The organism is Nocardiopsis lucentensis DSM 44048 (assembly GCF_000341125.1).
GTDB lineage: Bacteria > Actinomycetota > Actinomycetes > Streptosporangiales > Streptosporangiaceae > Nocardiopsis > Nocardiopsis lucentensis.
Genome location: NZ_ANBC01000181.1, coordinates 1 through 12100 on the forward strand (window position 1 = coordinate 1; position 12100 = coordinate 12100).

Consider the following 12100-nt stretch of genomic DNA (forward strand, 5'->3'; position numbering starts at 1 on the left):
CATCCCCGACCGCGAGTGGAAGCGCACCTTCTGGGAGGCCAACCGGGAGAACAACTGCTACCGCGCCGAGCACGGCTATCCGGACGTGGCCGAGACCGACCCCTCACACGCGGCCTACCTCAAGCGCCTGGCCCACGAGCACTGCGTGGAGGGCTTCGAGTGGCGCGCGGGTGAGGCGGTCAACTTCGCCATCGGCCAGGGCGACGTACTGGTCAGCCCCCTGCAACTGGCCAACGCCTACGCGGCCATCGCCAACGGGGGCACTCTGTACGAACCGCGCGTGGGCAAGGCGTTCGTCTCCGCCGACGGTTCGGTGGTCGAGGAGATCGAGCCGGTCGTGGCCGGGCGCCTGCCCGTCAGCGACCAGACCCTGAGCTACCTCCAGGCGGCGCTGACCGAGGTGCCCAAGGCGGGTACGGCGAGCGGGGCCTTCGGCGGCTTCCCGCAGGACCGGGTGTCCGTCGCGGGCAAGACGGGCAGTGCCGACGTCGTGGGCCGCCAGGTGTCCTCGTGGTTCGCCTCCTACGCCCCCGCGGACGACCCGCAGTTCGCCATCGTCGTGCTGGTCTCCCAGGGCGGTACCGGTGGCGCGACCTCCGCGCCCATCGCTCGGGAGATCTACGAGGGCATCTACGGCTTCTCCGCCGAGGACGCCGAGGGGGAGGACGCCGAGGACGAGGGCGAGGAGGAGGGCGACGACGAGGGTCGCGCCGAACCCGCGCTGCCCGGCGGCGCCCCCTGGGTGGGCCTGCCCACGGTCCGTCCGGACGGTTCCATCGACCTCCTGGACCGGTGAGCGATGAGTACACACGTGGGCGTGTCGGGCCCGTCCCGAGCCCGGATCGGCCGCTCCGCGGCGGGGGCCGCCCGCCGCCTGGACTGGACGCTGATCGGCGCCGCGCTGGCGCTGTGCGCCGTCGGTTCCCTGCTGGTGTGGTCGGCGACCCTGCCGGGTGACGGCAGCGGCCCGCTGGAGGCCACCGGCCACGTGCGCCGCCACCTGGCCCACCTCGCGGTGGCCTGGGCGCTGTGCCTCGCGGTGGCCTCGGTCGACTACCGGGCCGTGCGCGCCTACGCGCACCTGGTGTACGGCGCCACGGTGGTCGCGCTGATCCTGGTGCTGACGCCCCTGGGTGCGGTGATCAACGGATCGCGCGGCTGGATCGTGCTCGGCGGGTTCCAGTTCCAGCCCAGCGAGCTGGCCAAGGTCGGTCTGGTGCTCATGATGGCCACCCTCCTCGGGGAACCCCGTGACGGCGAGACCAAGCCGATGACCCGGGACGTCCTGTACGCCCTGCTGGTGCTCGCGCTGCCGCTCGCACTGGTGCTGCTGCAGCCCGACCTGGGGACCACCCTCGTGCTCGGCGTGATCTTCCTGGGGATGCTCACGATGTCGGGCGCCCCGATCGTGTGGGTGGCGGGCATGCTGGCGTGCGGGGTGGCGACCGGTGTCGCGGTCTGGTGGTTCGACCTGTTGGAGCCCTACCAGTTGGACCGGCTGGCCACGCTGATGGATCCGTCGGCGGACCCGCAGGGGGCGGGGTACAACTCGGCCCAGGCGCTGATCGCCGTGGGCTCGGGCGGGTTCGACGGCACCGGCCTGTTCCAGGGGGAGCAGACGCACGGGCGGTTCGTGCCCGAACAGCACACGGACTTCATCTTCACGGTGGCGGGCGAGGAGCTCGGGTTCGTGGGGGCCGGGGCGATGATCGTGCTGTTCGCCGTGGTCTTCTGGCGGATCCTGCGCATCGCCCAGGGGTGCGACCAGCCCTACCCGCGCCTGCTGTGTGTGGGGGTGGCCGCGTGGTTCGCCTTCCAGAGCTTCATCAACATCGGTATGGGGCTCGGGATCATGCCGGTCACGGGCCTGCCGCTGCCGTTCGTCTCCTACGGGGGCACCGCCATCGTCGCCAACCTCGTGGCGCTCGGCCTGGTTCTGGCCGTGAGCTCACGGGACCGCGGGTTCGAGTGAACCGCTCCGTGCGTCGGTAACCTGGAGAAACCGCACGTCCGCCATCGACCGAAGGTCTCACCATGTCCGTCGAAAGCGTCTTCCCGCGGCTGGAACCCCTGCTGCCGAAGGTGAGCAAGCCCATCCAGTACGTCGGGGGCGAGCTCAACTCCGTGGTCAAGGAGTGGGACGACACCTCGGTGCGCTGGGCGCTGATGTACCCGGACGCCTATGAGGTCGGGGTGCCCAACCAGGGTGTGCAGATCCTCTACGAGGTCCTCAACGAGCGCGAGGGCGTGCTGGCGGAGCGCACGTACGCGGTCTGGCCGGACCTGGAGTCGCTGATGCGCGAGCACGGCGTCCCGCACTTCACCGTGGACGCCCACCGCCCGGTGTCGGCGTTCGACGTGCTGGGGGTGAGCTTCGCCAGCGAGATGGGGTACACGAACCTGCTCACGGCGCTGGACCTGGCGGGTATCCCGCTGCGCTCCGCGGACCGGGGCGAGGGCCACCCGATCGTGCTGGCGGGCGGCCACTCGGCGTTCAACCCGGAGCCGATCGCGGACTTCCTGGACGCCGTGGTGCTGGGCGACGGCGAAGAGGTCGCGCTCGCGATCACCGAGATCATCCGGGAGTTCAAGGAGGAGGGCGAACCCGGCGGGAGGGAGGGACTCCTCCTCCGGCTGGCCGCGACGGGCGGGGTGTACGTGCCGCGCTTCTTCGACGTGGCCTACCACTCCGACGGCCGGATCGCCGCCTACACGCCCAACCGCCCGGGTGTGCCGGGCACGGTGCACAAGCACACCGTGATGGACCTGGACCAGTGGCCCTACCCCAAGAAGCCCATCGTGCCGACCGCCGAGTCCGTGCACGAGCGCTACAGCGTGGAGATCTTCCGCGGGTGCACCCGGGGCTGCCGGTTCTGCCAGGCGGGGATGATCACCCGTCCGGTGCGTGAGCGCAACCAGGAGACCGTGACGAGGATGGTCGACGAGGGGGTGAGGGCCACCGGTTTCCAGGAGGTGGGCCTGCTGTCCCTGTCGAGCGCCGACCACAGCCAGATCGGCGACATCGCCAAGGGGCTGGCCGACCGGTACGAGGGCACCAACACGGGGCTGTCCCTGCCCTCCACACGCGTGGACGCCTTCAACATCGACCTGGCGGGCGAGCTGACCCGGAACGGGCGCCGCTCGGGCCTGACCTTCGCTCCCGAGGGCGGCAGTGAGCGGATGCGCCGGGTGATCAACAAGATGGTCACCGAGGAGGACCTCATCCGCACGGTGACCGCCGCCTACGAGGCCGGGTGGCGCCAGGTGAAGCTGTACTTCATGTGCGGGCTGCCCACCGAGGAGGACGAGGACGTCCTGGCCATCGCCGACCTGGCCACCGAGGTGATCCGTACCGGCCGCGAGGTGACCGGCCGCAAGGACATCCGCTGCACGGTGTCCATCGGCGGGGGGGTGCCCAAGCCGCAGACCCCGTTCCAGTGGGCGGGGCAGACCTCGCATGAGGTGGTCGACGCGCGCCTGCGCAAGCTGCGCGACCGGCTGCGGGGCGACCGCAGGTACGGCAAGTCCATTGGGCTGCGCTACCACGAGGGGCGCCCGTCGATCATCGAGGGACTGCTCTCACGGGGTGACCGCCGTGTGGGCCGGGTCGTCGAGGAGGTGTGGCGCTCGGGCGGCCGGTTCGACGGTTGGAGCGAGCACTTCTCCTACGCCCGCTGGGCCAAGGGGGCCGAGACCGCCCTCGCCGGCGAACCGGTGGACCTGGACTGGTACACCACCCGTGAGCGCGATGAGGACGAGGTCCTGCCGTGGGACCACCTCGACGCGGGGCTGGACCGCTCGTGGCTGTGGCAGGACTGGCAGGACTCGCTGCACGGGGAGGAGTCGGTCGAGGTCGACGACTGCCGGTGGAACCCCTGCTACGACTGCGGTGTGTGCCCGAGCATGGGAACCGAGATCCAGATCAACGCCCCCTCGGACGGACGGCCGCTGCTCCCGCTCACCGTGAAGTAGCGGGCCGCCCCCAAGCGCTCCGGGCGGCGCCTCGAGGACGCCGGGAGGGGCTGGGGGCGCTCTGGTCGCTGAGGAGGGCTCTCCAGTAGGATGCGCGCTCCGGACGCTCTACCCCTGTGGGGGAGCCCTCCGGGAGGAAGGAGTACGGCCCGGCGCCCCGCTCGCGCCGGGCCGTACGTGTAGTAGGACTCGCGGGGAGGTTGGGGGGTTGCCATCGGATCCGGATTTTCTCCGGATTTTTTTTCGGGGCCTCCGCGTTCTGGTGGTGAATACCGGTTCGCTCTCCGCCCGGATGGCATCGGGACTTTTCGACCGCAGGTCAGTGGGGGAGGTACCGGTATGCGTGGTCCTGTTGGCGCATGTGCACCACCGCGCACCGTACGCTGAACAGGACTGAGGAACAGCCCCTTCAGGTCGCACGCCGACCCCACCGGGGGCATGAGGAAAGGAGTTGAGCTGCCCCCCGCATCCGAGGGCACCACCTCACCCTCCACCACCAGACCCGGCCAACGGCTCCGCGTCCGCTACGCCAAGCGGGGCCGCATGAGATTCGCCAGTCACCGCGACATCGCCCGGGCGCTGGAACGCGCTCTGCGTAGGGCGGACGTCCCGGTCGCGTTCTCCGCGGGCTTCTCGCCGCATCCGAAGGTCTCCTATACCGGTGCGGCCCCCACCGGGGTCGCCAGTGACGCGGAGTACCTCGAACTGACCCTGGTCGAGGAACGCGACCCCGAACGGGTCAGAGCCGACATCGACGAGGCCATGCCCGAGGGTGTGGACATCGTCGAGGTCGTCGAGGCCGGCAGCTCCGGGCTCGCCGACCGGCTCCAGGCCTCGGAGTGGCGGGTGGAGTTGGCGGGCGTCGACCCCGACGCGGCCGCGGCGGCGGCGAACGCCTTCCTGGCCGCCGACAGTGTCGAGGTGGAACGGATGACGAAGAAGGGCCGACGCCGGTTCGACACACGCCCGGCGGTGGTCCGACTCGACGTGGCTGGCGTGCCCGACGGGCGCGCCCCAGGGGAACAACACGCGACATATGCCATACTTCGAATGGTCGTTCGGCACACGACACCTGCCGTCCGACCAGACGACGTGCTGACCGGCCTACGCCTCGTGGCCGACCTCGCGCCGCCGTCATCACCGCTGATGACCCGGCTGGCGCAGGGGCCACTTGACGAGACGACAGGTGCGATCGCGGACCCGCTCACCGCGGACCGGCCCGCCGCCCACACCACCGTGGGCACCGGATCCGTGGGCGAAGGTGACGAGCGGAGCGAGAACGCACCACGGCCGTCGGCGCCCATGACGGGACCGCGCCCATGAGCGGCCCCACCTTGGGGTACATGGGCGCGACCACAGGACTTTGCCCCGGCGACACTCCGGTGCCGCCGGCGCTGACACAGCGACGACAGTTCTCGTGAGCCGCGCCGCCGACCGAGAGGTCGCGGCGCGCCCGAGGACTTTGACGGGAGACCGCCCGGATGCTCGACAACGAGCCCACGAACGGCGCCGAGGGCGCCGCGGGTACAACTGAAACAACCGACGCCAAGGCGGCGACGCCCCCTCCGGGGGACGGCGGGGTGCGGGTGACCACACCCGCGTCCGCCAAGGGCGCACGCCGTGCGGCTGGACCGCCCCCCGAGCCAGACGACACCGCCACCACCCCCTCCCAGCCGGTGACCACCCTCGCCGGGTCCGGTGAGGTGGGCACGGTGAAGACCTCCGTGGCCGCCGCTCCGCGCAAGCGCACCGTGCGTGCCGCCGGCAGCCCCGCGGAGGAGGCGCCCGCGCGCCGCAAGCGCTCCACCACCAGGGCCACCGCGAAGAAGGACGCCGAGGCGGCCCCGGCCGAGGAGTCCCGGACCGCCGGGCGCAAGGGCGGCAGGCGCAAGGCCGCAGAGCCCGCTCCGGCCGAGGAGGCACGGGCCGTGGAACCGAAGGCCGACGAGGCCGCCTCGTCCACGGGTACCGAGGAGGCCCCCGGGGGCGGCGGCGCCGTCTTCCAGTCGCCCACGATGCTCTTCCAACCGCCGGTCGCCCAGCAGGGCGCGCCCGCGCGGGCCGAGTCGGCCGAGGCCGAACCGGCTGAGGACGAGGAGTCCGCCGAGGAGACGGACGCCCTGGCCGAGGAGCCCGCCGAGAGCGCCGAGGCCGCCGAGGCAGCCGACACCGCCGAGGAGCGGCCGAGCCGCCGGCGCCGCCGCCGCGGGGGCCGGGGCCGGGGCCGCTCACGCACCGGTGAGGAGACCGGTGGAGAGACCGCGGAGACCGCGGGCCGGGCTGACGAGGAACGGGAGCGCGAGGGCGAGAGGACCGCGGAGGAGACCGCCGAGACCACGCCCGAACAGCCCGCCGCCGAGGAGGGCGAGCGCGGCAGCCGTCGTCGCCGCCGCCGGCGCCGCAGGGNNNTGACGACCCGCCCAACACCGTGGTCAAGGTGCGTGAGCCGCGCCAGGAGAAGCCGATCGAGGACGAGGTCCAGGCGGTCCGCGGCTCCACCCGGCTGGAGGCCAAGAAGCAGCGCCGCCGCGAGGGCCGTGAGCAGGGCCGCCGCCGCGCCCCGATCGTCACCGAGTCGGAGTTCCTCGCGCGCCGTGAGTCGGTCAAGCGCGACCTCGTGATCCGCCGCAACGGCGACCGCACCCAGATCGCGGTGCTGGAGGACGACGTCCTCGTCGAGCACTACGTCGACCGGGCCACCCACCGCTCCTACGTGGGCAACGTCTACCTGGGCCGGGTGCAGAACGTCCTGCCGTCCATGGAGGCCGCCTTCGTCGACATCGGCAAGGGCCGCAACGCCGTCCTGTACGCGGGCGAGGTCAACTGGGACTCCTTCGGCCTGGACGGCCAGCCCAAGCGCATCGAGTCGGTCCTCAAGTCGGGCCAGTCGGTCCTGGTGCAGGTCACCAAGGACCCGATCGCGCACAAGGGCGCCCGCCTGACCAGCCAGATCAGCCTCCCGGGCCGTTACCTGGTGTACGTGCCCGGCGGTTCCATGACCGGGATCAGCCGCAAGCTCCCCGACAAGGAGCGCGCGCGTCTGAAGCAGATCCTCAAGAAGGTGATGCCGTCCGGCGCGGGCGTGATCGTGCGCACCGCCGCCGAGGGGGCCAGCGAGGAGGAGTTGGAGCGCGACATCTCGCGCCTGGCCAACCAGTGGGAGTCCATCAAGCGCAAGTCGAAGTCGGCGAGCGCTCCGTCGCTGCTCAACAGTGAGCCCGACCTCACGGTCCGAGTCGTGCGGGACGTGTTCAACGAGGACTTCTCCAGCCTGGTGGTCTCCGGCGAGGAGGCGTGGAGCACCGTTCACGAGTACGTCGACTACGTGGCGCCCAACCTGTCCGAGCGGCTCTCCCACTGGACCGAGGACCGCGACGTCTTCGCCGCCTACCGGATCGACGAACAGATCAACAAGGCCCTCGAGCGTAAGGTGTGGCTGCCCAGCGGTGGGTCGCTGATCATCGACCGCACCGAGGCCATGACCGTGGTCGACGTCAACACCGGCAAGTTCACCGGTCAGGGCGGCAACCTCGAGGAGACCGTCACCAAGAACAACCTGGAGGCGGCGGAGGAGATCGTCCGCCAGCTCCGGCTGCGCGACATCGGCGGCATCATCGTGATCGACTTCATCGACATGGTGTTGGAGTCCAACCGCGACCTCGTGCTGCGCCGCATGCTGGAGTGCCTGTCCAGGGACCGCACCAAGCACCAGGTGGCCGAGGTCACCTCGCTCGGCCTGGTGCAGATGACCCGTAAGCGGGTCGGTCAGGGGCTCCTGGAGGCCTTCTCGCACTCGTGCGACCACTGCAGCGGCCGCGGCCTGGTGCTGTCCACCGAGCCGGTGGAGGGCAAGGGCGGCAACGGCGGCCGCAAGAAGAAGAAGGGCAAGGGCGAGGCGGACCAGCCCTCCGACAAGGCCGAGAAGGCCGAGAAGGCCGAGAAGGCCGAGAAGGCCGAGAAGCAGGACAAGGCCGAGAAGGCTGACAAGTCCGAGAAGCAGGAGCGGGCCCAGAAGGCGGAGAAGAGGGCCGACAAGGCGGAGAAGAAGGCGACGGCCGCGAAGGCCGGGATCGCCGAGGAGCCCGTCGAGCCCGCGCCCGCCGCCGAGGAACCCGCCGAACCCGCCGAGAAGCCCGCGAAGCGGACCCGGAAGCGGACCACCCGCGCCCGTAAGGGCGCCGAGGTCGCGGAGGAGCCGACCGGGGACGACGGAGCCCGGACCGCTCCCGCCGGGGAGCCCGCGGGGGCCGAGCCCCAGGAGGCGGCCGAGAGGCCCGCTGCGGAGGCCGCTGAGCCGACCGAGGCGGAGCCCGAGGCCCCGGTGAAGAAGACCCGGACCAGGCGGACCACGACGCGTCGTACCGCCCGTGCGGCGGCCGAGGCGCCCGCCGAGGACACGGCCCCGGAGCCGGAGGCACCCGCCGCCGGTACCGAGGACGAGGCGGGGGAGCGCCCGAAGCGCCGTCGGACCCGGCGTACCAAGGCGGCGGCCACCTCGCCGACCGCGGTGGAGGCCGGTTAAGCCACACCCGTCGCGTCCGTCCCCCTGGGACCCTCCAGGGGGACGGACGCGCGCTGTGGATCCCCGGGGTGGTCACCCCAGGGGGTTGCCGTTCGGGCGTCGGCAGGGTGCTTCAAGTGAGTGCTGCGCCGAAGGCGTCGTTTGAGGGTGGCGGCAGGCGAAGACGAGGATGAAGCATCCCTGCCTTGGGGACGCCCGAACACGGGCCAAAGCGGAGCGGAGGCCCAAAGCAAGCAGCTGTACAGCCCCGCGGCGGGTCAGTGGTAATCTGATGGGCGGTGCGTCGGCGCGCTCCGTGTGATCACGCGCCCCGACACCGAAGTGCTCTCCACGCAGGGTTTGTTTCCCTCAGATCCCCGCGCCCCGCTACAGGCGATCAGTGGATCGTGGAACGAGGCTTCTTCCCACCACGGTGGGAGCGGCCCCTTCACAGCCAGGCCTGGCACAGGCAGGGCTGACCCGGGGGCCCCGCGCGAGCGGGCCTGGACTTCCCCCGGGAATGGTCCCAGTGAGTGCATTATTCGTTGAGCGAGCAGGAAGAGAGTTACCCGGTGTACGCGATCGTGCGAGCGGGCGGCCGACAGGAGAAGGTGTCCGTCGATGACGTCCTGAACATCGACAGGGTCTCCGAGGAGGCCGGCGCCACCCTGACCTGGCAGCCCATCCTTGTCGTCGACGGTGACGACGTCATCAGCGAGGCCGACAAGCTGAGCGGGTACACGGTCACCGCCGAGGTTCTCGGTGAGACCACTGGTCCCAAGATCAACATCCTGAAGTACAAGAACAAGACCGGTTACAAGAAGCGCATGGGTCACCGCCAGAAGCACACCCAGGTGCGCGTCACCGGCATCGCGGCGAAGTAGGAGGCCTGGAGAGATGGCACACAAGAAGGGCGCTTCGTCCAGCCGTAACGGTCGTGACTCCAACGCCAAGCGGCTTGGTGTCAAGCGCTTCGGCGGTCAGACCGTTTCGGCCGGCGAGATCCTGATCCGTCAGCGCGGCACCAAGTTCCACCCGGGCGCCAACGTCGGCCGTGGTGGCGACGACACGCTGTTCGCCCTGGTCGGCGGCGAGGTCAAGTTCGCCAACTACCGCGGCCGCAAGGCCGTGAACATCGTTCCCGCCGCCGCCGAGTAGGTCACGCGCGGACGTTGTGGATTTCGGGGCGGGCCAGGGAACACTGGCCCGCCCCTCGCGTTGTCACTGGTTGACGCGTGTGGTTCGCGGTCTCCGTCGCCGGGCGGGGCCGCACGAGTAACGGGGAGAGCTATGCCTGACTTCGTCGACGAGGCGGTCTTGCACGTCAAGGCCGGGAACGGCGGGCATGGCTGTGCCTCCGTGCACCGGGAGAAGTTCAAGCCGTTGGGCGGGCCGGACGGCGGGAACGGAGGCCGCGGTGGTGACGTCGTCCTGGAGGTCGACGCCCAGACCGCCACGCTCCTGGACTACCAGCGCCGCCCCCACCGCGGCGCCCAGAACGGAACCCCCGGGCAGGGCGGCCACCGCGCCGGCGCCAACGGTGACGACCTCGTGCTCACCGTCCCCGACGGCACCGTGGTCACCCACATGGACGGCGAGGTCGTCGCCGACCTGGTCGGCCACGGGACCCGGCTCGTGTTGGCCAAGGGCGGCTCCGGCGGTCTGGGCAACGCGGCACTGGCCTCCAAGAAGCGCAAGGCGCCCGGCTTCGCCCTCAAGGGCGAGGAGGGCGAGGCCTTCGACGTGCGCCTGGAGATGAAGACCATCGCCGACGTCGGCCTGGTGGGCTTCCCCAGCGCGGGCAAGTCGTCGCTCATCGCGGCCCTCTCCGCGGCGCGGCCCAAGATCGCGGACTACCCCTTCACCACCCTCATCCCCAACCTCGGGGTGGTCGAGGCGGGCGCCGTCCAGTACGTCATCGCCGACGTGCCCGGCCTCATCCCCGGAGCCAGCGACGGTAGAGGCCTGGGCCTGGAGTTCCTGCGCCACATCGAACGCTGTTCCACGCTGCTGCACGTACTCGACTGCGCGACCTACGAGTCCGGTCGCGACCCGGTCAGCGATCTGGAGGCCCTGGAGGCCGAGCTGGTCGCCTACGGTGAGCGCACCGGCGTCGACCTGTCCGACCGCCCGCGCATCGTCGCCCTGAACAAGGTGGACGTGCCCGAGGCCCGTGAACTCGCCGAACTGGTCAGGCCGATGCTGGTCGAGCGCGGGTACCGCGTCCTGGAGGTCTCCGCCGCGTCCCGGGAGGGGCTGCGCGAGCTGTCCTTCGCCCTGGGCGAGCAGGTGGCCGCCGCCCGTGAGGCCGCTCCCGTGGCCGAGCCCACCCGGATCGTGATCCGTCCGAAGATGATCGGCGACACCCCGTTCGAGGTCGTGCCGCTGGGAGACAACGCCTTTCGTGTGCGCGGCGACAAGCCCGCCCGCTGGGTGCGTCAGACCGACTTCTCCAACGACGAGGCCGTCGGCTACCTGGCCGAGCGCCTCAACCGCCTTGGCATCGAGGAGGAGCTGGCCAAGGCCGGCGCCACCGAGGGGGCCGAGGTCTACATCGGAACCGAGGAGGACTCCGTGGTCTTCGACTGGGACCCGTCGACCGACGCCGAGGCCGTCCCGTCCGGCCCGCGCGGCACCGACGCCCGGCTGGGCTGACCCGCGCGGGGACACCGCTCCACACCAGCCGGACCCACACTCAGGTACGCGCACGGCGATCGAGCCTGGAGCCGTGCCACGGATGGAAAGCCCCCGGTGGACAGCGTGAGAACCGAACACATCGACGAACTCGAGGTCGCGGGCCGCAAGGCCGTGGCGAACGCGCGACGGGTCGTGGTCAAGGTGGGGTCGTCGTCGCTGACGACCCCCGAGGGCCGCATCGACTCCAGCCGGATCCGCGACCTCGTCGAGGTCCTGGCGGCCCGGCGCGCGCTCGGGCAGGAGGTCATCCTGGTCTCCTCCGGAGCCGTCGCCGCCGGAATGACCCCCCTCGGACTGACCCGGCGCCCGCGCGATCTGGCCTCGCAGCAGGCGGCGGCCAGCGTCGGACAGGGCCTGCTGCTGGCGTCCTACACCGCCGAGCTGGCCGGGCACGGCCTCACCGCTGCCCAGGTCCTGCTCACGGTGGAGGACATGATGCGGCGGGTGCAGCACCGTAATGCGCAGCGCACCCTGCGCCGTCTGTTGGACATCGGGGCGGTGCCGATCGTCAACGAGAACGACACCGTGGCCACCCACGAGATCCGGTTCGGCGACAACGACCGCCTCGCCGCCCTCGTCGCACACCTCCTGCGCGCGGACGCGCTCGTCCTGCTCTCCGACGTGGACGCCCTGTACGACGGCAACCCCTCCGACCCGTCCACCTCCGTGGTCGACCTCGTGCGCGGCCCCGGGGACCTGGACGGCATCGACATCGGCGGCGCGGGCAAGCGGGGTGTGGGCACCGGCGGCATGGTGACGAAGGTGGAGTCGGCGCGCATCGCCACCGAGGCGGGCGTGCAGACGGTGCTGACCTCGGCGGCCAACGCGCGCGCCGCCCTGGCGGGGGAGCGGGTGGGCACCCTCTTCGCCCCGGCCGAGGGCCGCCGCCCCTCGACCCGTCAGCTGTGGCTCCCCCCCCCCCCCCCCCCG

At 71.4% G+C, this 12100-nt stretch carries 8 protein-coding genes and 1 pseudogene; all 9 read left to right on the forward strand.

Translation table 11 applies throughout. The features are described from left to right. Positions 1–796 (forward strand): penicillin-binding transpeptidase domain-containing protein (locus D471_RS0105950; protein ID WP_017597781.1); only part of this gene is annotated, 796 nt, incomplete at its 5' end. A gap of 3 nt (positions 797–799) precedes the next feature. Next, entirely contained in the window at positions 800–1972 is a 1173-nt protein-coding gene (gene rodA, locus D471_RS0105955) for a rod shape-determining protein RodA (RefSeq protein ID WP_026127451.1), read from the forward strand. A 62-nt stretch (positions 1973–2034) separates the two neighbouring features. Further along, the gene (locus D471_RS0105960) at positions 2035–3972 is read left to right on the forward strand and encodes a TIGR03960 family B12-binding radical SAM protein (RefSeq protein WP_017597783.1); all 1938 of its coding nucleotides are present in this window, start codon (positions 2035–2037) and stop codon (positions 3970–3972) included. Positions 3973–4515: 543 nt separating this feature from the next. Further along, positions 4516–5295, forward strand: coding sequence for a TIGR03936 family radical SAM-associated protein (locus D471_RS0105965; protein WP_017597784.1), 780 nt, complete (start codon positions 4516–4518; stop codon positions 5293–5295). A gap of 158 nt (positions 5296–5453) precedes the next feature. Continuing rightward, positions 5454–8494 (forward strand): annotated as a pseudogene (locus D471_RS33235) (Rne/Rng family ribonuclease). Between the two features lie 551 nt (positions 8495–9045). After that, positions 9046–9357, forward strand: a complete 312-nt coding sequence (gene rplU / locus D471_RS0105975) for a 50S ribosomal protein L21 (protein ID WP_017597785.1) — start codon at positions 9046–9048, stop codon at positions 9355–9357. Positions 9358–9370: 13 nt separating this feature from the next. Beyond that, the gene (gene rpmA, locus D471_RS0105980) at positions 9371–9631 is read left to right on the forward strand and encodes a 50S ribosomal protein L27 (RefSeq protein ID WP_017597786.1); all 261 of its coding nucleotides are present in this window, start codon (positions 9371–9373) and stop codon (positions 9629–9631) included. A gap of 132 nt (positions 9632–9763) precedes the next feature. Beyond that, on the forward strand, positions 9764–11128 hold the full coding sequence (gene obgE, locus D471_RS0105985; RefSeq protein ID WP_017597787.1) for a GTPase ObgE: 1365 nt from the start codon (positions 9764–9766) through the stop codon (positions 11126–11128). Between the two features lie 96 nt (positions 11129–11224). Further along, the coding region (gene proB, locus D471_RS0105990) for a glutamate 5-kinase (protein WP_017597788.1) at positions 11225–12100 on the forward strand (876 nt) is incomplete at its 3' end.

Excerpts from the sequence above, each read along its gene's own strand:
- D471_RS0105960 (WP_017597783.1), top strand. The coding sequence starts at position 2,035 with ATGTCCGTCGAAAGCGTCTTCCCGCGGCTGGAACCCCTGCTGCCGAAG.
- rodA (WP_026127451.1), top strand. The coding sequence starts at position 800 with ATGAGTACACACGTGGGCGTGTCGGGCCCGTCCCGAGCCCGGATCGGC.
- obgE (WP_017597787.1), top strand. The coding sequence starts at position 9,764 with ATGCCTGACTTCGTCGACGAGGCGGTCTTGCACGTCAAGGCCGGGAAC.
- rpmA (WP_017597786.1), top strand. The coding sequence starts at position 9,371 with ATGGCACACAAGAAGGGCGCTTCGTCCAGCCGTAACGGTCGTGACTCC.
- D471_RS0105965 (WP_017597784.1), top strand. The coding sequence starts at position 4,516 with ATGAGATTCGCCAGTCACCGCGACATCGCCCGGGCGCTGGAACGCGCT.